Below are 21,183 nucleotides of genomic sequence, written 5' to 3'. Positions count from 1 at the left end.
CGATCTGGCCGACGGCGGCGGCGGCCTGGCTCTCCTCCAGCTTCAGCGGACCGCGCGGCAATTTGAGGCGGCTGCGGCCGAGCGCGATCGAACCTGAGGAGACGACCAGCACGTCGCGGCCCTCGCGGTGCAGTTTGGCCATGTCGTCGGCGAGCGCGGCGAGCCAGGACGCCCGCACCTCGCCCTTGCCAGAATCGACCAGCAGCGCGGAGCCGACCTTGACGACGATGCGGCGGAATTGACTGAGTTCGGGGCTGGCCATGTGTGTAAGTGCTGGCGCGTCGGACGGATTGCTCTGCATCGGAAGCGGCGCAGCGACGAGCAGCGCCGGTGAGGCCTGCTTTTGCAGCAGGACGATGGCCGGCGCAAGGCAGCCGGCATGGTAAACGGCGCATCTCGGCCTTGTGTCGGGCGTTCGCCTGGCTCTAATTGAGGCCAACGATAACGGGCCGAAGGAGGAAACGAATGGATCGCCGCAAATTCATGGCCGGATGCCTGGGGCTGTCGCTGCTCTCGCAGGCGAGCGAAGCGCAAGCGCAGGCGGGACTGAGCAAGATGATCTTCCCGTTCGCGGCGGGGGCGGGCGGCGACACGCTGTGCCGGCTGATCGCGCAGGAGATGGCGCCGGCGCTGCAGCGGACCATCGTGGTCGAGAACCGCACCGGCGGCGACGGCCTGATCGGCATCAAGGCGGTGAAGGGCGCAAGCGCAGACGGCAGCATGGTGCTGGTGACGACGGGGCCGACCATGTACCTGCTGCCGATGGTGGAGACGACACCGAGCTTCGACACGGCCAGGGACTTTATGCCGGTGTCGCTGCTGGCGCGGTTTGAATTCGCGCTCGTGATCGGTCCGGCGATCGATGCCACCGATTTCAAGGCGTTCGTGGCATGGCTGAAGGCGCATCCGGACAAGACCTCGTTCGGGGTGCCAAGCAACGGCACCATTCCGCATTTTGCCGGCTCGAAGCTGGAGAAGGACCTCGGCATTCCCTTGACCCGTGTGCCCTATCGCGGCAGCGCGCCCATCCTGAACGATCTCATCGGCGGCCATCTGTCGTTCGGCATCGTGACATTGGCCGATGCGCTGCCGCAGCACCGCGCCAAGGGCGTGAAGATCATCGCAGTCAGCAGTCCAGAACGTTCGCCGTTCGCGCCTGAGGTCCCGACGCTGAAGGAGAGCGGGATCGATCTCGTCGCCGACGCCTGGTACGGCATGTGGCTTCCCGCCGGCAGCCCGCCGGAATTCGCCGCCAAACTCGGTGCGGCCGCAAGCGCCGCGCTCGCCAGGCCAGAGGTCAAGGAGAAGCTCACCGCGATCGGGCTCATTCCGGTCGGCTCGACCCCGGAGGGATTGACCAAGGAGCTCGCGGCCAACATCGCGTTATGGCAGCCGATCGTGAAGGCGACGGGATACAAGATCGAGAATTGAATCTGGTTTGCGGCAATGACACAGCGGTTACTCGGTGCGGCGCGCATGTTTGCAGGCAATTATCAGATCGTCGTGTGTGACGATCCGTTCAGGCCCTTGGGAGCGAAGAGAACTGGGACGCGGAGAAAACAAAGCAAGGTTTTGCCGGCGTGCCGGCGTTTCGGATGATTGGCACCGAAGCTGATCTCAACGACCATTGGGTTGATCTCGTGTCGAGCGATCTGCCACCTTCATCGGAAGAATGGCAGCGAATAACGTGCGTGCATTTCCATTCAGGAAGCGGGCGGATCCACGTCATGTCGGTGATCGATCATGATCCAACATTCTCCGCAGAATTCGAGTGCGGCGATTATGCAGTCTACGCGGCGGCGCAAAATCTCGGGATCGATCAGTTGAGCCTTGGCGAAACCGCGAAAATCTCGGATGCCGAAATTGCCGCGCGAAGGGACATTGAGTGGTATCGGCTCTTTCTGGTGGCAGGTAAGCCTGAATTTGAAGGACGCGTGGTTGATCGCTAGCTAGCCGCGCGCGCTATCCCCTCATCCTGGGGAGCGCGCTCTTGCGCGCGTCTCGAAGGATGAAAGGCCCGCCTGCCGCAGCTCGGCCTGCATGGTTCGCGACGGCGCTGTCGCGCCTCCTCACCATGAGGATTACAGCTTTCCGCGCTGCGCGATGCCGTCCTTGATCGACGCCAGCTCTTTCTCGTCCCAGACACCGATCAAAATCCCACCCTTCACCTGAAGCTGGTTGTCGGCATAGGCGGCGATCTTCTCGCGGGACGTGGTGATGTGGTCGTTGGGGTGCAGCGCCCAATCGAACAGCTCCGCCTGCAGTCTCGCGATGATGCCGGCGCATTCAGGATCATCGCCGCGATCCAGAAATTCTTCCGGATCGGTTTCGAGGTCGTACAGCATCGGGCGGAAGCCGGAGGCGTGGACGTATTTCCAGCGACCGTCGAACACCATGAACAGGCGGCAGCGCTCGATCGGCTGGTTCAGCTTCAGCCGCACGTCCTGCATGGCATAGTCGTATTCGGAGAACGCCACCTTGCGCCAATCGCCCGGCGTCGGCCCGCGCAGCAGCGGCAGCAGCGAACGTCCTTCGAGAATGTGGCCCGGCACCTTGCCGCCGAAATAGTCGACGAAGGTCGGTGCCAGATCGATCGCCTCGACCAGTGCGTCGCTGCGCGTGCCGCGCGTCGCGTCGGCTTCCCTGGAGGGATCGATGATGATCAGCGGAATCTTCGCCGATTGTTCGTGAAACAAATCCTTCTCGCCCATCCAGTGATCGCCGAGATAGTCGCCGTGATCGGACGTGAACACGATCATGGTGGTCTCCAGCAGGCCGCGTTCCTCCAGGAATTTCATCAGCACGCCCATCTGGTCGTCGATCTGGGTGATCAGGCCCATATAGGTCGGGATCACCTTCTCGCGCGCGTCGTCGCGCGCCATGTTGCGGGAGTAGCGCATGTCCATATAGGCGCCGAACACCGGATGCGGATTTTGCCGCTCGCGCTCGGAGCGGATCACCGGGATCATGTCGTCGGTCGAATACATGCTGGCGTAGGGCTCCGGCGCGATATAGGGCCAGTGCGGCTTGATGTAGGACAGGTGCAGGCACCACGGCTTGCCGTCGGTCTCGGCCTCGCTGATGAAGTCCATCGCGCGCCGCGTCATGTAGGGCGTCTCGGAATGCTCGTCCGGCACGCGCGCGGCCTTGTCGGCGTGCACCAGCAGCCAGCCGTTCTGTAACGAGCCGTCTTCCGCCGCGCCGGAATTGGCCCAGTGCTCCCAGGGGTTGGTGGCTTCAAAGCCCTGGCTGCGCAGATAGTCGTCGTATTTCGGCCGGGGCCGGCCGGTCGGGTGCAGGCCGTCGTCGCGCTCATAGGGTTCGAAACCGCATTCGGCGACATGCACGCCGATCATCGATTCCGGGGGAATGCCGAGCGCCTTCATGCCTTCGAGATCGGGCGCCATGTGGGTCTTGCCGACCAGCACGTTGCGCACGCCGATCTTCTTGAGGTGATCGCCGAGCGTGGGTTCGCCGACGCGCAGCGGCCAGCCGTTCCAGTGCGAGCCGTGCGAGCGCATGTAGCGTCCCGTGTAGAACGACATCCGCGACGGCCCGCAGATCGGCGATTGTACGTACGCCTTGGTGAAGAGCACGCCGCGCTTGGCCATGGCGTCGATGTTCGGCGTCTTCAGGGTGGGATGGCCGGTGCAGCCGAGATAATCATAGCGAAGCTGGTCGCACATGATCCAGAGAACGTTCTTCGCGCGCGCCATGCGTCTCGCTCCTTACTTCGTTCGCCTGATATTGCGCTATCGATGGCGCGAAGAAAACCTCTCCCGAAGGGAGAGGTTTGGAGAGAGCGATGCTTACTTCAGGCCGACCACGGCTCCGCTTCGGCCGCGCTCTTCGCCTTCGCCGACACCGGGGCCTCGCCGATCACCTCGACGAGCGCGCGCAGCGCTTCCTTGACGCCATCGCCGGTGATGCCGGACAGCAGCAGCGGCGTCTTCTTGGCCGCACGCTTCAGCCGGTCCTTCTGCTTCTTCAATTCGTCCGGCTCGACCGCGTCGATCTTGTTCAGCGCGACGATCTCGATCTTGTCGGTCAAGAGCCCGCCATAGGCATCGAGCTCCTTGCGCACCGTCTTGTAGGCCTTGCCGGCATGCTCGCAGGTTGCGTCGATCAGATGCAGCAGCACGCGGCAGCGCTCGACATGGCCGAGGAAGCGATCGCCGAGACCGGTGCCTTCATGCGCGCCCTCGATCAGGCCGGGAATGTCGGCGAGCACGAACTCGCGGCCGTCGGCGTTGACGACGCCGAGCTGCGGATGCAGCGTGGTGAAGGGATAGTCGGCGATCTTCGGCCGTGCCGCGCTGACCTTGGACAGGAAGGTCGACTTGCCGGCATTGGGCATGCCGACGAGACCGGCATCGGCAATGAGTTTCAGCCGCAGCCAGATCCAGCGCTCTTCGCCCACCTGGCCGGGGTTGGCGTTGCGCGGCGCGCGGTTGGTCGAGGTTTTGAAATGCGCGTTGCCGAAGCCGCCGTTGCCGCCCTCGGCCAGCACGAACTTTTCGCCGACATTGGTGAAGTCGTGGATCAGCGTCTCGCGGTCCTCGTCGAAGATCTGCGTTCCGACAGGAACCTTCAGCACGATGTTCTTGCCGTTGGCGCCGTGGCGGTCCGAGCCTGAGCCGTTCTCGCCCTTCTGGGCCTTGAAGTGCTGCTGGTAGCGGTAGTCGATCAGCGTGTTGAGGCCGTCGGCGACCTCGATGATGACATTGCCGCCGCGGCCGCCATTGCCGCCGGAGGGACCGCCGAATTCGATGAACTTCTCGCGGCGGAACGCCACGCAGCCGTTCCCGCCGTCACCGGAGCGGATATAGACCTTTGCTTCGTCGAGGAATTTCATGGGCCATAGGTAGGCCAGCCGGTCCCGTGCGGCAACCCGGATTGACCCGCAAATCGGCCGAATTTCTTGCGATTTCGGCCCTTGCTTAACCCCAGGACGACTTCAGAGGGGCCGCCGCCGGATCAGGAATTTCTGCGTGCCCTCCAGCACCAGCTCCTTGCGCTGGTTGAACACGGTACTCCCCAGCGTCACCACACCGGTCGTACGGCCCGGCACCAGCTCGGTGACCTCCAGCGCGGGATAGAGGGTGTCGTCGGCATATACGGGTTTGAGAAACCGGCTCGATTGCTCGAGGAAGCCGACCAGGGACTCCTCGACCATGAACGGAAACAGGCCGGCGCCGGGCGCGGTGTGGATCAGGGTCTGGAAGCCGTGGGCGAGCAGGTGCGGCATGCCGCGGCTGCGGCAATATTCCAAATCGTAGTGCACGGGATGGGTATCGCCGCTCGCGGTCTGGAACGCCGCGAAGATCGCCGACGTCTGGGTCCGGCTCGGCAGCACGAAGCGTTCGCCGACGACGAAATCCTCAAACCAGCGTTGCGTGGGGATCATGCGATGCTGCGTCGGATCGAAATCGGTCATGTCAAAGCTCTCTGCTCGTGGCCGGCTTATCGCTACCGCGGCGCGAAGAGTGCGACAATCCGTTCAATTCGACGTTGCGGGCTTGTCCAGCGCGTCCACGTCATTAAAACGACCGCAAGCGACTCTATTCGCCGGTTTCCGCCGCTCTCTCCCCGTCATTGCGAGGAGCGAAGCGACGAAGCAATCCAGACTGCCGAAGCGAAAGACAGTCTGGATTGCTTCGCTTCGCTCGCAATGACGACCCCTCACAGCCCGATCATGCCCTTCTTCAAATCTCTCTCCGCCTATGACGATCGCTCCGCGCGCCTGGCCGGCATCGGACTGATGGTGCTGTCGATCTTCATGTTCTCGTTCGGCGACGCCATGGGCAAGTTCCTGGTCGGGACTTATTCGGTGGGGCAGCTGCTGTTCCTGCGCGCCTGCGCGGCGCTGCTGCTGCTGTCCCCGCTGATCTGGAAGCAGCGTCACCAGTTCCTGCATCTGGAGCGGCCGCGCCTGCAGCTGTTCCGCGTCGTGCTCTCGACGCTGGAAGTCGCCGCCTTCTTCCTTGCGACCGTTTACCTGCCGCTCGCCGACGTCATCACTTATTATCTGGCCGGGCCGATCTTCGTCACCGCGATGTCGGCGATCTTCTTGGGCGAGAAGGTCGGCTGGCGGCGCTGGACCGCGATCCTGATCGGCTTCTGCGGCGTCCTGATCGCGCTGCGGCCATCGGCGCAGACCGTCAGCCTGCCGGCCCTGATCGCGCTCGGCGGCAGCCTGTCATTCGCGACGTTGATGTTGATCACACGCAGCCTGCGCAAGACGCCCGACATCGTGATGGCGTCCTCGCAATTTGTCGGCACGTTTTCGCTGGGAGCGGTGCTGTCGGCGTTCCACTGGGTGCCGCCGACCTCGGGCAGCCTCGTGATCTTCGCTACCGCCGGGCTGGTTTCGGTGACCGCGTTGTTCTGCGTCAACCGGTCCCTGAAACTCGCGCCGGCGAGCGTCGTGGTGCCCTACCAATATTCGATGATCGTCTGGGCCGTGATCTTCGGCTTCGTGGTGTTCGGCGACGTGCCGTCCATGGCGACGCTGATCGGCGCCGCCATCATCATCGGCGCCGGCTTCTACATTTACTTGCGCGAGCGCGATCTCGGGCGCGAGAGCGAGCAGGTGAATCCACCGGCGTAGCCACGTCTCGTCCCGGGCTCGCGACTTGGTCGCGCCCCGGGACGACGGCTGTGAATGTGGCTCGCGCCCTACCTCATCCGTCTCGCGCTGCTCCAGCTCTTCAGCGAGGCCCACACCCCGCGCGACAAACGGAAGCAGTCGACCGGCGTCGAGGAGCCCAGCGCGAGGAAGCGGTGCAGCTGGACGCCGCTCCACTGGAAGCCGCACTTCTCCAGCACCTTGCGCGAGGCCGGGTTGGTGACGCGCGCGCCGGCATAGAGATGCTCGTCCTCGAACTCCTCGAAGAAGAAGTCGATCGCGCCGCGCGCGGCCTCGGTGGCAAAGCCCTGGCCCCAATGCTCGACGCCGAGCCAATAGCCGAGCTCGGCATCGCCGGGCTTTGAGCAGTCGATGCCGACCATGCCGACCGGTCCGGTGTCGTGCTCGATCAGGAATACGGTCTCGCTGCCGAGCGCGGCGGTGGCGCGGACGAATTCGACGGCGTCGTCCTGCGAATAGGGATGCGGGAGGCGGCGGGTGTTTTCCGCGATGCGGCGGTCGTTGGCGAGCCGGGCGATGGTCCTGACGTCGGCAAGGGTCGGACGCCGCAAGGTCAGCCGCTCGGTGGCGACGACGCCAGGTCTCGCCTCCTGCAAGGTCACGCTCGAGAAATCCTGCAACATGTCCGGCTCCGTGAAAGTCACTAAGTCAAAGTGAGCAAGTCAAAAGAAAAGGGGAGGCCGGTTTCCCGCCTCCCCTGGAGCCTTCGATCTCTATGATCTGGACTCCGCCGGTTCAGTGGGACCGGCGGATTCCAATTTGATCCACCGTCTATTCAGCCGCCTCTGCGATCGGGAGTACCGATACGAAAGTGCGGCCGTTGGCTTTGGCCTGGAACGTGACGCGACCCTCGATCTTGGCGAACAGAGTGTGGTCCGTGCCCATGCCGACATTAAGGCCGGGGTGCCAGGTGGTGCCGCGCTGACGCGCAATGATGTTGCCGGGAATCACAACTTCCCCGCCGAACGCCTTGATGCCGAGGCGCTTACCCTTGGAATCGCGTCCGTTACGCGATGAACCGCCTGCTTTTTTGTGAGCCATGGCCCGTCTCCGAAATCCTGCGTATTTCTAGATCAATTCCTTGACGGAATCATTTCAAAATTTCTCACGCATCAATTCGTGAATTGGCGTGATCAACTTTATTTATTCGGCGGCTTCCGCTGCCGGCTCCTTCGCCACCTTCTCCCGCTTCGGACGCGGGCCCTTGGTGGGCTTGGCGCCGTCGGTCAGGATCTCGCTGATGCGCAGAACCGTGATCTCGTCGCGATAGCCGCGCTTGCGGCGCGAATTCTTGCGGCGGCGCTTCTTGAACGCGATGACCTTGGGGCCGCGCTTGTGGTCGAGCACCTCGACCGCAACGGACGCGCCTGCGACCGTCGGAATGCCCAGCACCGGCGTGTCGCCGCCGACCACCAGCACTTCATTCAATTGCATGATCGAGCCGACTTCGCCTTCGATCTTGCCAACTTCGAGAACATCATCCGGCTCGACGCGGTATTGCTTGCCGCCGGTTTTGATGACTGCGAACATCGTTTTTTCTCCGTGTTCAATCCCGGCCTCGCGACGGATTGTCGGGGCCGGCTTTTTGCCAGTCGCTATGGGTTTATGCGAGTTTTGTGCGGGCGGGAATTATCCCATTGAAAACCCACGCAAAAACAAGCGGCGCGAGAAACGCCCCGCGCCGGTTGCGGGACTTATAGCCGCAAGGGGCGAAGAGTCAAGGAAAAGCCGGCGAAAAGCGCCCGGATTTGAAGGATTTGGCCCGGCTTGCGGCCTTCAGCCGAATCTCGACCGGCCTTGCAACAAACCGGTTCCCTCGCCGTTGTCCCGGCCGGAACAGGTAAGCGGGCAAGGGCTCCCATGGCAACAGACGAACTGGTCAAGACGACGGGCATCGCCCATCACGGCGCGGAGCGGCTGCCGTCGGTGGAGATCGACAGTTTCAACATCGAGATGAAGGACGAGGACGGCTTCCTCGGCGATCGCGCCAGCAAGGGCGCGTTCCGCGACATCCTCGACCGCTGGCGCAAGCCGCTGCGCAAGACCGGGGAGGACCCGTTCGGCAAGGAGCCGTCGGACGAGATCAGCAAGAAGACGCTGGATGCGATCCTGGTCGGCGACGACACCGAGGCCTCCGCACTGGTGCACAGCGCCATCGAGGATTTCGCCCAGGAGCTCGCCTACGTCACCCGGCGCTTCCTCAAGACCAAGGCCTGGGCCAAGACCGAGCGCATCGTGGTCGGCGGCGGTTTCCGCGATTCCCGGCTCGGCGAGCTCGCGATCGCGCGCACCGAGATCATCCTCAAATCCGAGGACTTCAAAATCGACATGATGCCGATCCGTCATCACCCTGATGAAGCCGGCCTGATCGGCGCGCTGCATCTGGCGCCGTCCTGGATCTTCGAGGCCCATGACAGCATCCTCGCCGTCGACATCGGCGGCACCAATATCCGCTGTGGCCTCGTGGAAACCGCTTGGAAAAAGGCAAAGGACCTGTCGAAGGCGAAGGTCGTGAAATCCGAGCTGTGGCGTCATGCCGACGACGAGCCGACGCGCGAAGGCGCGGTGAAGCGGCTCACCAAGATGCTGAAGGGGCTGATCACGGAGGCCGAGAGAGAGGGCTACAAGCTCGCACCCTTCATCGGCATCGCCTGTCCCGGCGTGATCAATGCCGACGGCTCGATCGAGAAGGGCGCGCAGAACCTGCCGGGCAATTGGGAGAGCAGCAAGTTCAACCTGCCGGCGAGCCTGATCGAGGGCATCCCCGAGATCGGCGAGCACGACACCGCGATCCTGATGCACAATGACGGCGTGGTTCAGGGCCTCTCCGAGGTGCCGTTCATGCAGGACGTCGATCGCTGGGGCGTGCTCACCATCGGCACCGGCCTCGGCAATGCGCGCTTCACCAACCGCCGCAAGGAGAACGGCAACGGCAAGGACCGTGATTCCACGGAGAACGGGAAGAAAAAGAGCAAGAATGACAAGGAGTAACCTTGACTGGTTAGGTTAAGGACCGGATTGCGTTGCGGGACGCCGCCCGCGCGCTAGGGTCGAATCGTCGCCTCGCCTGGCCTGCGAAGCCGCCCTTCCTGGCCAGAGTTTCAATGAGCGGCACGGGACCGCCAGTGTTTACCGCGTCTGGCGGTCCCACCCCCTCGTTCCTCCCCCAGACCCGTGATTCGCCAATCCGTGCACGGCCTCAGCCCGCGCGCCGCGCCAGAAGCGAACGGGCCGGGCCGAATTGGCTCAAACTGCCCGCCGAAATCCGCAATCGGCCCCGCCACCACCGCGACATCGTGGGGTCCGGCCGGAAAACGGAGCTGATTTTCGTCTCCCGCGCCTTGTCTGGCCCGCCATCCTCGCCTATTAACGCGCCCAACCACAGGGGCCGCAGCTCCTAGCCTTGGCGCCTTCAGGAGAGGTGGCAGAGTGGTTGAATGCACCGCACTCGAAATGCGGCATAGGTGCAAGCCTATCGGGGGTTCGAATCCCTCCCTCTCCGCCATCATAAAACGGCTTCAAGAAAGCCTCGTAAATTCAGGTCTTACTGCAGGCCGGAGGCCTCCGGCGTAGCCCCAGGGTGTAGCCCCTAAGGTAGTCCGGATTCTGCCGTGGCGGTTCGGTGCAATGCTGCCGAACGGTCTTGACCGGTCCTTCGGTAGCCGCAGCGCCGACGGCGCTCTTCGGGCGCTGCAAAGACTCATCGTTCAATCGTCGCCCGCCGAGTTCTTCGCGGTGCTGTCCAAGGCCTGGGCCGCGGGCCCGCGAGCTACCTTTTCGGATTGGCCTCAAGACCTTTGAACAAGACATCGCTATCTGGCCCGCCGCCGACCCCGATTACCGCCCACGTGGTCGTTGCCACCATGCGCGGCGATGAACATGGCGACGGCCGACCGGCAATAGGATTCGATTTCGTTGTCGTCCTCTGCTCTCGCCTCATCGAAGCGTGCGATCATCAGGAGATCGGATCCTTTGAAAAGCGCGGCAAACAAGCGGGCGGACCAGAGAGGATCGGGCACGTTCAGAACCGCCTTCGCGTGCAACTGGCGCAACAGGGCCTCGATCTGGGCGATGACATGGGCGGGGCCGGCTTCGTAATGGAGCTTGCTCAGCGCGTTTTGACTCGTCTTGTCGGCCATGACCATGGCTTCGACACTGCGGACGTCTGGTCTCAACAGCGTGCGAAGCAGCAATGATCCCACCGCCATGAGCTGATCTTCGACCGAACCGTCGTCGCCTTCAAGAAGGGTCTGTGGTGCAAACAACTGTTGGCAGCCGGCCGCCATGGCCGCGCCGAACAGCGCCTCCTTGTTCTCGAAGTGCCTGTAGATGCTGAGCTTGGATATCTTCGCCCGCTGGGCGACCTTGTCCAATGTCGTCGCCTGAAAGCCCAACTCCACAAAGAGTTCGCGCGCGGCGTCGACGATCGTTTGGCCAAGCGCCTCGTTGGCGGGCCGGCCGCGCCGGCCCTGTCTGTTTTCGGTCACCACAATTCCAGTACTTGACAGTATTCTAACTCTTGCATTACGATACCATATAGTATCTAAAATGTGCAGGCCAGGTAGGTTGCAACCTGTCCTCCAACGGAGCCCATCACCATGGATGACGTTATCATCATCGGCGGCAGCTTTGCCGGTCTCGCCGGTGCCCTGCAGCTCGGCCGTGCCCGCCGCAAGGTTACCGTTCTCGACACCGGCCTGCCGCGCAACCGCTTCGCCGGCCACTCGCATGGACTGCTCGGCCACGATCACAAGCCGCCGCTGGACATCCTGGCCGAGGCGCGACGGCAGCTGGCGCGTTATCCCGCGATCAAGCTGGTCAGTGCCCGGGCCGACGGCGTCTCGGGCGCCCTCGACGATTTCAAGGTTCTCACGTCCGATGGCGAAAGCCTTCGGGCGCGTCGTGTGATCCTGAGCTATGGCATCGTCGACCAGATGCCTGACGTTCCGGGCTACGCCGAAAGCTGGGGCACGTCCATCGTGCCCTGCCCGTATTGCGACGGCTTTGAAGTCGCCGGCCGGCATTGGGGCCTCGTCTGGTCGGGCCCCCAGTCGCACAATCAGGTCAGGCTGTTCCACGATTGGACCGACAAGTTGACGCTCTTCGCCGATGGTCACGACATTCCGCCTGATATCCGGGCCGATCTGGCGCGCCGCAACGTACCTGTCGTCGATGGCCGGATCGTCGAGATCGCCCATCACAAGGGCCATATCTCCACCGTCAATATCGATACCGGCCGCAATGTCGCGGTCGACATCCTGTTCGCCCATCCGCGCAACAAGCCGTCCGCAAGCCTGCACGAATCACTGGGTCTCGCCAAGGTGGATACGCCCTCGGGCATCGCCCTCAAGGTCGACGAGCGCCGCCAAACCAGCATGCCCGGCATCTACGCCGCCGGCGACCTCACCACGACCTTCTTGCCCTCGGTCACCCAGTCATCATCGCAGGGCGCGATGGCGGGTATCTTCGCCCAGCAGTCGATGGTGGTTTGAGAGCACAGATTCTCTTCTCCGGTTGCCGCGGGCACGGTTGTCCTTCGAAGTCCGGCGCGCCCTATTCCGGCGCTGGACGGAAAGCCTTCCGATGGGAAACGCCGGATAGGCCGTTGCCTGATGCAGGAGAAGTACCCGTGAAACGAAGTCCAGAGATGACGACCTTGTTGAGGATCGCGCTTTCCGCGGCGGCTGCCGCCGCTTTGTCGATAGCGCAGGCTTCGAGTGCCGGGGCGCAGGCCGCACAATCTTACGAGGCCCCGCCCAAAGAGGCGAACGCCATCGGCCGGCCACCTATCGATGACACGTCCGGCTCTTTGGGCCGACCAGGCACGCGACTTCGTCGCGTGGCTTGCCGAGAAACCCTAACGCCGTGCCGAGGCACCCAAGCATCGCCTGGTCCAGCGGAAACCCCATCGGGATAGGGTGAATACCCATTCAACACAAAAACGGAAGTGATTTCCATGAACAAGACCAATTCTGGCGTCGCCCTGGTGACAGGCGCATCCTCCGGCATAGGGCACGCAACAGCCAAAGCCCTGCAGAACGCGGGATATCGCGTGGTCGGCACCAGCCGTCGCGCCGCCTCCGGAAGAGCCGACGGCATTACCATGCTGACCTGCGACGTGACCGATGATGTGTCCGTCGCGAAACTTGTCGATGAAGTGCTGGGTAAGGCCGGGCGTATCGACCTGCTTGTCAATAATGCCGGCATCGGCTTGCTCGGTGGCGCGGAAGAGTCTTCGACTGCACAGGCTCAGGCGCTGTTCAATGTCAACGTCTTCGGCGTTCTCCGCATGACCAACGCGGTCTTGCCGGCAATGCGACGCCAAAGCAGCGGCAGAATCGTCAATGTGAGTTCGGTGCTCGGCCTGATCCCGGCTCCCTATACCGCACTCTATGCATCGACTAAGCACGCCGTCGAAGGCTACTCCGAATCGCTCGACCACGAGCTACGGACATTTGGAATTCGCGTTGTGTTGGTCGAGCCCGCCTATACGCGCACGTCGTTTGAAGAAAATCTCGTCAAGCCGGATCAGTTGCTCGACATCTATGACTCCGCGCGAGCCGGCATGAATGCGACCATGCGAAAAGCGATAGCAGCAGGAGATGCTCCCGAAGTCGTAGCCGAGACGATCTTGAAGGCGGCGACCGCTGCCGTTCCGAGAAGGCGCTATGCAGCGGGAAAAATGGCGAAACAGGTCAGTTTGCTGCGCCGTTTCGTCCCCGCGTCGGCTTTCGACAAAAGCCTGCGGAAGCAGAACGAGCTGCCGGTCTGAGGCATCCATGCGACGGCGGCGCGAGCGTCGGTTGGGCAAAGGATGTTCTTGGGCCGGGATTGGTCAGCGCAGTCTTTGTCCGGAATTGGCCCGTCGGGGAAGCGGAGAAGCTTCGCAATGCAGTTGACCGTCAACAGTAAGCGCTACGATCTGGATGTCGAACCGGAAATGCCGCTCCTTTGGGGTGCTGCGGGGGGTGGAGTGCGGGGAGTTGGTGAACCGCCGGTCCCGCCGGTGGCGCCCGCTCTCGCCAATGCGATCTTTGCTCTCACCGGGAAGCGGGTACGCGAATTGCCTCTAAACAGGAGCGTCAATTTCGCTTCATGAGTTGAGCTCCATCGCCCACTTGCGGTGCTTGCCCGAGCACCACCGTCTTCCCCCTCGCAAGATGACAATCTTTGATTGAGTGGCTCAACATCCCTCAGAAGTGACGTCGACCATATAATCAGCTTGGAGGAACGCATGCGCGCTAACAAATCAGACCTATTTCAAGACCTGTCCCGCCTGGTCATCGCAGCGGTGGTAGGCATAGTCGCGGCCTCGGTTGCGAGTGAGGCCCGATCGCAGACCGTGATCCTATCAGGATCGCCGTTCCCGGAAAGTCTGGCAGCGACAACGGATGGAACGCTCTTTGCCAGCAGCTTGACGAACGGCGGAATCGCGCGCGTAAAGCCGGGCGCCTCCGAGGCCGAAGCCTGGATCAAGCCGGGGACATTCGATACGCGATCGACGTTCGGCGTTCTCGCCGACGAGAAGTCAGGGCTTCTTTGGGTATGTTCGAACGATGCCACCCCGCTCGGCGTCAAAGGTCCAAGCACGATCGAAGGCTCGTTCGTTAAGGGGTTTGACCTAACAACCGGAGAGGGAAAAGTCAGCGCCCGACTGCCCGCGAAACCCTCGATCTGTAACGATCTCGCGGTTGGCCCGGACGGCGCACTCTACGTCACGAATACTCTGCAGCCACAGATACTCCGCTTGAAGAAGGGATATTCCGAGCTGGACGTCTGGGTCCAGGACGATCAGCTGAAGGGGGGGCTTGATGGGATTGCGTTCGGACCGGATGGCGCCTTGTACGTCAACACCTTCCAAAGCGGCGAACTCTTCCGCATCGAATCCAAATCGGGAGTCGCGGGTGCCGTCACGAAGCTTGAGACGTCACGCCCAATCAAGTTTCCGGACGGTCTTAGGGCAGACAAGACCGGATTCGTGATGGTTGAAGGCGCCGGTCCGCTTTCTAAGGTCACGATCGTCGGGGACAGGGCCCAAATCGAAACGATCAAGGAATTCGCTGGACCAACAGGCGTCGCGCGCGTCGGCGACAAGCTTTGGGTAGCGGAAGGCCAGATTGGCTATCTCATGGATCCTTCCAAGAAGGGCCAGACGCCGACCTTCCAGCTGCGGTCAATCGACGCTCCCTGACCGACACGAGACCCTCGTCGCGCCCGGCGCGATCGAGACGGATTTCGCAGGCGGCACCTTGAACACGCCCGCGATCCAGGACTATTTCCGCGGCATCACAGCGCTGGGCCGCAGTGATGTTGCGGGGGGGCGTCATGGAGCTGGAATTCTACCAACGTTTCGCACAGCGGGTTCGGGTCATTGCCGAGAAGGCAGACCCTTCAGACGGCGTCGCCTGCTGGAGCTTGCCGAGCGCCTCAATGATTTTCAAACCGGTCGCGGTTGTTTTGACCACATCGGTCACGCACGATTCACATTTTGTCTTCTGACCTTGGGGCAGGCCAACATCCGCCCGCGCGGTCGTTGCCACCGTGCGCGGCGATGAACATGGCGACGGCCGACCGGCAATAGGATTCGATTTCGTTGTCGTCCTCTGCTCTCGCCTCATCGAAGCGTCCGATCATCAGGAGATCGGATCCTTTGAAAAGCGCGGCAAACAAGCGGGCGGACCGGAGAGGATCGGGCACGTTCAGAACCGCCTTCGCGTGCAACTGGCGCAACAGGGCCTCGATCTGGGCGATGACATGGGCGGGGCCGGCTTCGTAATGGAGCTTGCTTAACGACTTTTGATTCGTCTTGTCGGCCATGACCATGGCTTCGACACTGCGGACGTCTGATCTCAACGGCGTGCGAAGCAGTAATGATCCCACCGCCATGAGCTGATCTTCGGCCGAACCGTCGACGCCTTCAAGCAGGGCCTGTGGTGCAAACAACTGATGGCAGCCGACCGTCATGGCCGCGCCGAACAGCGCCTCCTTGTTCTCGAAGTGCCTGTAGATGCTGAGCTTGGATATCTTCGCCCGCCGGGCGAGCTTGTCCAATGTCGTCGCCTGAAAACCCAATTCCACAAAGAGTTCGCGCGCGGCGTCGACGATCGTTTGGCCAAGCGCCTCGTTGGCGGGCCGGCCGCGCCGGCCCTGTCTGTTTTCGGTCACGGCAATTCCGGTACTTGACAGTATCTTAATACTTGCATTACGATACCATTGAGTATCTGAAATGTGCAAGCCCACGGTGGCTTCCATGCAACGACGAGCCCTGCTGAAGTTGGCTGCGCTTTCGACCATCGGCCTCGCGCGCGCTCAGGCCACCGCCAAGCCCAACGCGTCCCCCTCCATCCCCAACACGGAGCCCATCACCATGGATGAGGCGAAAGCCAAATGGCTGAGCTACTCGACGACCGAATCGAGCACTCGTGGCCATCGGGGGAATAATTTCCGAACAGCAAATCGGGATTGGCCGTCTCCGTCCACATCCGGCAGGATCGTGGTGTTGGCGTTCCAGATTTCCCGATCGGCCAGCATTTGGAAATGAAAACAGCTTATAGGCGAATGGGGAGGCCCGCCCCCGTCGGGCAAACCGCCGTGACGAGATCGACGCCCGTACCCTGAGGATTGGAGCCGCCACCAACGGCAGGCGCAAGCGCGATGCGATCTTCGAAGCAGGTCGCTTCGGTTCGTGACATCATGTTGACCCGAGCCGCGCGTAGAGGGATGATTCCCGGTACGCTCAAGGAGCAACTCTCACAACCACTTTGCCCAACGCCTGGCGACCGGCGAGCGCCTTGAAGGCATCGCGGAAGTCCGCGATTTCGAAAACCTTGCCGATCGCTGGCTTAAGTCGCCCTTCACTCAGCAACCGAAGCAAGTCCGTCAGGATGCGCCGGTACACCTCCGGCTCACGCCGCGGGACCTGCGCCAGATCGACGCCGAGGAGCGCGCCGCCCTTGAGAAGCGGAAGATTGAATGGGAGAGCGGGAATGCTGCCCGCCGCAAAGCCGATCACGAGGTGCCGTCCTTTCCAGGCAATCGAGCGAAACGCTTCGAGCGAGATCGCCCCACCAACAGGATCGACGATGACGTCGCAGCCAAGGCGCTCGGTCAGATCCTTGAGTTCCTCGCGCCAATTCGGGCGTGTGTAGTCGATCGCCGCATCTGCTCCAAGGCCGAGGGCGAATTCACGTTTCTCTTCGGTCGAGGCTGCAGCAATGACGCGGGCACCGATTAGTTTGCCCAACTGTATCGCGGCCGTTCCGACCCCTCCAGCTGCGCCCAGGACGAGCATCTGTTCGCCATATTGCAGCTTAGCACGTTCTGTCAGCGCATAATGGGCCGTGAGATAGTTGGCGCGAAAAGAGGCGCCTGCCTCCGCGGAAATGCCATCGGGGAGAATGCGCACCGCCTCGGCTGGAACAGTAACGTACTCCGCGAGTGCGCCCGAGCGGACCATGCCCATCACCTGGATGCCCGGGGTATAGCCAGTTACCCCGTCTCCCACAGCCTCGACTTCGCCCGCGAATTCCGTTCCGGGAATGAATGGCAGCGGGTCCTTCGTCTGGTAGAGGCCCTGCACTTTAAGGCCATCGACGAAGCCGATTCCCACCGTCCGCACTCTCACGCGCAACGAAGCCGGCGCGAGTGCAGGCATGGGAGCCTGCTTCAATTCAACTTCATCTATCGACGAATAATTCTCAACGATGACAGCTTTCATTGAATTCCCCGCCGCACGCCGGCATTGCGCCAATTCCCTCATTCGGCCTGACAGTCGATGAATCAGCTTTCGACGGATCGCATTGACGCGCGAATGCGTTTTCGTTGGGCAAGAACTGTCTCGAGCTCACTTCAATTCGTCCTGGCGCTTCCGACTTCGCCGTCGATCACCTCTCCGAGAGGCTGCCATCTCTGACCGTCGAAGCGAATGAGCTGCATCTGTTCGACCGGGAAATAGTCTTTGGCAGACGTATTGATCTTGATGCCCGGCAAGAGCATCGGAACATCCACGTCTTTCAAGTTCGCCGCCTGCCGCATGATGTTGTCGCGCGTGAGGTCGTCGCCGCATCGCTTGAGGACCTCGAGCAAGGTGTGTGCAACCGCGTAGCTATAGACAATGACGCGGTCTGCCTTGTCGCCATCGGGAAGATACTTGTCCATGAACGCATTCCAATCTCTTGTGGCGGCATCGTTGCTCCAGGCGGGATCGCCGGGGTCCTTCAAATAGGCATTCGAGATGATCCCCTTAGCGTTCTCCAGGCCAGCAGGACGGAGCACGCTCGCAACCGACGTGGAGACGCCTGCGAGGAAGACGACCGGCTTCCACTCGAGTTCTGCGAGCTTGCGGATGGCCTGGGCGCTTGCTTTCGGCGTGGTCCAGGACACGAAAATGTCCGCGCCGGAGTTTCTCAGCCGCGCGATGTGAGCATCGATCGTCGGTTCCGACAATTCAAACGACGATTCGGCGACGATCATCGACGCTTTTTCGCCCAGCCCATCACGCAGGCCCTTCACCTGATCCCGCCCGCCGTCGTCATTTTGCCAGAGAATGCCGATCTTCGCGTTGGGATGGTTCTGCAAGATGTATTTTGCGTACGCGCGCCCTTCGCTCTGGAAGTTCGGCTGCCACCCCATGGTCCAGGGAAAATGTCCCGGATCGCCCCAGCGGGTCGCATTGCTTGCGACAAAAAGCTGCGGCACCTTCCGCGCATTCAAGAACTTTTGGATCGCCGCGTTGGAGGGCGTTCCAACCGACTGGTAGATCATGAGTACCTCGTCACTCTCGACCAGCTTTCTCGCCTGCTCCACGGCCTTCGGCGGGCTAAAGGCGTCATCGTAGCTGATGAACGTGATCTTCCGCCCGTTGATGCCGCCGTCATCGTTCACCTTTCGAAAAAACGCCGCGGCGGTGCGACCGATGATGCCGTAGGCCGATGCTGGCCCGCTATAGGGAACGATATTTCCGATTTTGATCTCTTTGTCTGTGACGCCAGGATCGTATTTCTTTTCGCTTGCAGTGGCCGGCAGAGCCGCAAAGCTTGCTGCCAAGGCGACGGCGACGACTTGGGGCAGGTGTCTTCTTAGCATAGTTGATCCACCTATCGACATACGCCAGTAGCTCAGGCTGCTGTGTTGGAAGAAGGTTAGGGCCGGGAAGGTCGGTTGGTACGTCGATCAGCGCACGACGCCGGATTCTTTCAGGCAAGCAATGTCCTCGTCGGAATATCCAAGCTCCTCCAGGATCTGCCCACTATGCTGGCCCAATTCCGGAGCAGGGTTTGGAGGCCTCTTCGTTACGCCGCTTATTCGGAACGGGCTGTCCACGATTGCGCCATGTCCCGGCATCCACTCGGCTTCAACAAGCGCGCCGGCATGATACATCTGGTCGTCGCCGACCAGATCTCCGGCTTTTGCCACGATCGCCGCGGTCAGATCGGCCGCCTGAAATATGCGCTGCCAATCGGACGAGGCACGGGTTGCAAACAGCTCGTCGAGATTCGCCACGAGCTCGGCCGCATTGGCGCGCCGTGTTGCAAGCACCGAGAAGCGTGGATCCTCGATCAAGGCGGAGCGGCCGATTGCCTTGCAGAACCGAGGCCAGTCGCGCTCCTCCTGCACCAGGCTGATCATGAACCAGCGGTCGTCAGCGCACCGATAAAAGCACGTCAAAGCGTTCCGGGTCGCCTTCCGCGGCAGGCGGTATTGGATCTCGCCACCGCACAGGACCGCCTGGATCGATGCCGCATTCGACCAGACTCCGTTGGCAAGCAGCGAAGTCGTGACGCAGCTTCCCAGGCCCGTGCGCTCCCGGTGAAGAAGCGCCGTGACAATCCCTGCGTAGAGGGTGACGGCCGTTGGCTGATCGCCCATCCCCAGAGTAGGTGACGCGGGAGGACTCTCGCCGTCGGGTCGCACGTTGTCGGCCAATCCCGATCGAGCCCAGTAGGCGTGGGCATCGAATCCCGGTCTTTCAGCTTCGGGGCCTGTCTCTCCGTAGCCGGTGAGCGCCGCATAGACGAGACGCGGGTTGATCTGCGAAAGCTGCTCATAGCTGATCCCCAGCCGGGAGCGGGAAGCCGGGGACTGGTTGGTAATGAAAACATCGGCAGAACGTACGAGCTGCCGCAGGATGGTTCGACCAGTCTCGTTCTTGAGGTCTACCCCGAGCGCACGCTTGCTGCGCGCGGCAATGGTCCACGCGTAATTATGGTCGGCCTTTGGCAGGTTGGGAAGACGACCGAGAACGCGCTGCGGATCCCCGGCGCCGACCGGCTCGACCTTGACGACGTCCGCGCCGAAGTCCGCAAGGATCACGGCCGCCGACGGCCCGGCGACGAAGGTGGCGCTGTCGATGACTTTCAGACCCTGGAACACGCCGGTCACGAGATCCTCCCTGCCGCCAAGCAGACTTGTTACCGGCTGTACAAGGCCAGCCAGATCGTCTGATTGCCCTCCAATTAGCACCATTGACGCAAAGGTTCAACCATTCATAATCCGACCTGGAGAGCCGAATGCCAAACGATCCCGTCCCTTCGATTTCCGCGGTGCACCGGCGCTTCACCTCGCCGGACGAATGGCGCTCCATGATCGAGCCCCGGTTCTCCGGAAACCTCTACACACCAAGGCGAAACAGCTTCTCGATTTATGCGCGCCTGGAGAAGCTGGCGCGAGTGTTACTGCTCGATGTCCAGGTGGAGCGATCAGGTTTGGGCGACCTTCATTCTGCAACGTACGGGTATTCCATCGAAGCGACCGGAAGGCATCCGCATTTCATAATCTGGCAGCAGGCCGGTGCGGCTTGGATACGACAGGGGGCGCGCGATACCGAGCTCAAGTGTGGCGAGTGGGCACTCTTTGACGGGCGCGTGCCGACGTCATTTCTTTTGCCTGACAATACCCGGACGATCGGTATGATGATTCCGCAGGCCCATTGCGGCTGGCGAGGTCGCATCGAACCCGGTGGGGTGCGTCTCGATCGGTCGGTGGAAAGCAGGATCGCATCCGCCGCTTTGCTCGAAGCACTGGGAGCTGACGCTTGGGTCAAACCGCAATCGCAATCGTCGTTCCAGGAATTCCTGCTCGATGTTGTGCAGGCCAGTCTCCCGACCGCTGCATCAGACCGTCCGCCTCCGACCCGTGTGGGGGTCAAGCTGGACCAAGCCAGGCAGTTCATCGAAGCGGGGTTGGCGAACCCCGACCTCAGTCCAGCGCATGTCGGGGAGGCCATCGGCCTGTCCCGTCGCTCTCTCTATAGAATGTTCGGCGTGCTGGGTAAGACCCCGATGGAATACATCTACGAAATGCGCCTTGCCGAGGCCGCCCGCCAGTTGCGCGGCAAGGTCACCGACGGTCCCAGCGTGACAGCCATCGCTCACGCAGTCGGCTTTGCCGATTCCAGTCACTTCAGCCGCTTGTTCCGAGCGCGCTACGGCGTCAGCCCGAGCCGGTGGGCCTTGTCGCCTTGATAATGGCACGGCTGGTCCAGAACTTGGCACGCTGAGACCGGATCGTCGCTCGCGGAGGCGCTAAGCTCGACA

Annotated in this window: 20 protein-coding genes, 1 tRNA gene and 1 pseudogene; 10 read left to right on the top strand and 12 right to left on the bottom strand. The window is 62.1% G+C overall.

Features of this window, described 5'->3' with window-relative positions:
* Positions 1 to 262, bottom strand: a pseudogene (locus MOV74_RS06215) (glutamate 5-kinase); the annotation flags it as partial.
* A gap of 203 nt (positions 263 to 465) precedes the next feature.
* Between MOV74_RS06215 and MOV74_RS06210 the strand changes: the two are divergent.
* Together MOV74_RS06210 and MOV74_RS06205 are read left to right on the top strand one after the other, a co-directional pair.
* Positions 466 to 1,431 (top strand): Bug family tripartite tricarboxylate transporter substrate binding protein, encoded by a 966-nt coding sequence (locus tag MOV74_RS06210; RefSeq protein WP_246919045.1) that lies wholly within the window; start codon positions 466 to 468, stop codon positions 1,429 to 1,431.
* 164 nt (positions 1,432 to 1,595) lie between these two features.
* Entirely contained in the window at positions 1,596 to 1,949 is a 354-nt protein-coding gene (locus MOV74_RS06205) for a hypothetical protein (protein WP_246919044.1), read from the top strand.
* A gap of 132 nt (positions 1,950 to 2,081) precedes the next feature.
* Here MOV74_RS06205 and MOV74_RS06200 read toward each other — a convergent pair whose 3' ends face one another.
* The 3 genes from MOV74_RS06200 to MOV74_RS06190 form a co-directional block, all read right to left on the bottom strand.
* The gene (locus MOV74_RS06200; protein WP_246919043.1) at positions 2,082 to 3,716 is read right to left on the bottom strand and encodes an alkaline phosphatase family protein; all 1,635 of its coding nucleotides are present in this window, start codon (positions 3,714 to 3,716) and stop codon (positions 2,082 to 2,084) included.
* A 98-nt stretch (positions 3,717 to 3,814) separates the two neighbouring features.
* A complete protein-coding gene (gene obgE / locus MOV74_RS06195; RefSeq protein WP_246919042.1) occupies positions 3,815 to 4,855 on the bottom strand; it encodes a GTPase ObgE in 1,041 nt (346 codons plus the stop codon).
* A gap of 102 nt (positions 4,856 to 4,957) precedes the next feature.
* Positions 4,958 to 5,437, bottom strand: a complete 480-nt coding sequence (locus MOV74_RS06190) for a MaoC family dehydratase (RefSeq protein WP_246919041.1) — start codon at positions 5,435 to 5,437, stop codon at positions 4,958 to 4,960.
* A 258-nt stretch (positions 5,438 to 5,695) separates the two neighbouring features.
* Here MOV74_RS06190 and MOV74_RS06185 point away from each other — a divergent pair, with 258 nt between their 5' ends.
* Entirely contained in the window at positions 5,696 to 6,610 is a 915-nt protein-coding gene (locus tag MOV74_RS06185; RefSeq protein ID WP_246919040.1) for a DMT family transporter, read from the top strand.
* Positions 6,611 to 6,678: 68 nt separating this feature from the next.
* Here the strand turns inward: MOV74_RS06185 and MOV74_RS06180 are convergent, their stop codons facing one another.
* The 3 genes from MOV74_RS06180 to rplU all read right to left on the bottom strand — a co-directional run bounded on the left by MOV74_RS06180 (position 6,679) and on the right by rplU (position 8,179).
* Positions 6,679 to 7,272 carry a GNAT family N-acetyltransferase gene (locus tag MOV74_RS06180; RefSeq protein WP_246919039.1) on the bottom strand — a complete coding sequence of 198 codons (594 nt, stop codon included), beginning with the start codon at positions 7,270 to 7,272 and terminating at the stop codon, positions 6,679 to 6,681.
* Between the two features lie 148 nt (positions 7,273 to 7,420).
* Positions 7,421 to 7,690: a 50S ribosomal protein L27 gene (gene rpmA / locus MOV74_RS06175; protein ID WP_011083253.1), complete on the bottom strand. Its 270-nt coding sequence runs from the start codon at positions 7,688 to 7,690 to the stop codon at positions 7,421 to 7,423.
* A 102-nt stretch (positions 7,691 to 7,792) separates the two neighbouring features.
* The gene (gene rplU, locus MOV74_RS06170) at positions 7,793 to 8,179 is read right to left on the bottom strand and encodes a 50S ribosomal protein L21 (RefSeq protein ID WP_063198396.1); all 387 of its coding nucleotides are present in this window, start codon (positions 8,177 to 8,179) and stop codon (positions 7,793 to 7,795) included.
* 330 nt (positions 8,180 to 8,509) lie between these two features.
* Here rplU and MOV74_RS06165 point away from each other — a divergent pair, with 330 nt between their 5' ends.
* Together MOV74_RS06165 and MOV74_RS06160 are read left to right on the top strand one after the other, a co-directional pair.
* Positions 8,510 to 9,640, top strand: a complete 1,131-nt coding sequence (locus MOV74_RS06165; protein WP_246919038.1) for an ROK family protein — start codon at positions 8,510 to 8,512, stop codon at positions 9,638 to 9,640.
* 424 nt (positions 9,641 to 10,064) lie between these two features.
* Positions 10,065 to 10,154: transfer RNA gene (locus MOV74_RS06160), tRNA-Ser, on the top strand.
* Positions 10,155 to 10,461: 307 nt separating this feature from the next.
* Here MOV74_RS06160 and MOV74_RS06155 read toward each other — a convergent pair.
* Positions 10,462 to 11,136: a TetR/AcrR family transcriptional regulator gene (locus MOV74_RS06155; protein WP_246919037.1), complete on the bottom strand. Its 675-nt coding sequence runs from the start codon at positions 11,134 to 11,136 to the stop codon at positions 10,462 to 10,464.
* Positions 11,137 to 11,247: 111 nt separating this feature from the next.
* On the opposite strand from MOV74_RS06155, the gene MOV74_RS06150 reads away from it, so the two are divergent.
* The 4 genes from MOV74_RS06150 (at position 11,248) to MOV74_RS06135 (ending at position 15,148) form a co-directional block, all read left to right on the top strand.
* Positions 11,248 to 12,141 carry an NAD(P)/FAD-dependent oxidoreductase gene (locus MOV74_RS06150; RefSeq protein ID WP_246919036.1) on the top strand — a complete coding sequence of 298 codons (894 nt, stop codon included), beginning with the start codon at positions 11,248 to 11,250 and terminating at the stop codon, positions 12,139 to 12,141.
* A 464-nt stretch (positions 12,142 to 12,605) separates the two neighbouring features.
* A complete protein-coding gene (locus MOV74_RS06145; RefSeq protein ID WP_246919035.1) occupies positions 12,606 to 13,421 on the top strand; it encodes an oxidoreductase in 816 nt (271 codons plus the stop codon).
* 462 nt (positions 13,422 to 13,883) lie between these two features.
* Positions 13,884 to 14,840: a hypothetical protein gene (locus MOV74_RS06140; RefSeq protein ID WP_246919034.1), complete on the top strand. Its 957-nt coding sequence runs from the start codon at positions 13,884 to 13,886 to the stop codon at positions 14,838 to 14,840.
* 134 nt (positions 14,841 to 14,974) lie between these two features.
* Positions 14,975 to 15,148 carry a hypothetical protein gene (locus MOV74_RS06135; RefSeq protein WP_246919033.1) on the top strand — a complete coding sequence of 58 codons (174 nt, stop codon included), beginning with the start codon at positions 14,975 to 14,977 and terminating at the stop codon, positions 15,146 to 15,148.
* Here the strand turns inward: MOV74_RS06135 and MOV74_RS06130 are convergent.
* From MOV74_RS06130 to MOV74_RS06115, 4 genes are all read right to left on the bottom strand, one after another.
* Positions 15,131 to 15,814 carry a TetR/AcrR family transcriptional regulator gene (locus MOV74_RS06130; protein WP_246919032.1) on the bottom strand — a complete coding sequence of 228 codons (684 nt, stop codon included), beginning with the start codon at positions 15,812 to 15,814 and terminating at the stop codon, positions 15,131 to 15,133. The genes MOV74_RS06135 and MOV74_RS06130 overlap by 18 nt on opposite strands.
* Positions 15,815 to 16,385: 571 nt before the next feature.
* Positions 16,386 to 17,366 carry an NADPH:quinone oxidoreductase family protein gene (locus tag MOV74_RS06125; RefSeq protein ID WP_246919031.1) on the bottom strand — a complete coding sequence of 327 codons (981 nt, stop codon included), beginning with the start codon at positions 17,364 to 17,366 and terminating at the stop codon, positions 16,386 to 16,388.
* Between the two features lie 131 nt (positions 17,367 to 17,497).
* The gene (locus tag MOV74_RS06120; RefSeq protein WP_246919030.1) at positions 17,498 to 18,733 is read right to left on the bottom strand and encodes an ABC transporter substrate-binding protein; all 1,236 of its coding nucleotides are present in this window, start codon (positions 18,731 to 18,733) and stop codon (positions 17,498 to 17,500) included.
* Between the two features lie 87 nt (positions 18,734 to 18,820).
* Entirely contained in the window at positions 18,821 to 20,029 is a 1,209-nt protein-coding gene (locus tag MOV74_RS06115) for a CaiB/BaiF CoA-transferase family protein (RefSeq protein ID WP_246919029.1), read from the bottom strand.
* Positions 20,030 to 20,157: 128 nt separating this feature from the next.
* On the opposite strand from MOV74_RS06115, the gene MOV74_RS06110 reads away from it, so the two are divergent.
* Positions 20,158 to 21,111 carry a helix-turn-helix domain-containing protein gene (locus MOV74_RS06110; RefSeq protein ID WP_246919028.1) on the top strand — a complete coding sequence of 318 codons (954 nt, stop codon included), beginning with the start codon at positions 20,158 to 20,160 and terminating at the stop codon, positions 21,109 to 21,111.
* Positions 21,112 to 21,183 lie beyond the last annotated feature (72 nt).

It is taken from the genome of Bradyrhizobium sp. SHOUNA76 (assembly GCF_023006445.1).
Classification (GTDB): domain Bacteria; phylum Pseudomonadota; class Alphaproteobacteria; order Rhizobiales; family Xanthobacteraceae; genus Bradyrhizobium.
This window is presented reverse-complemented; position numbering and strand designations above follow the sequence as displayed.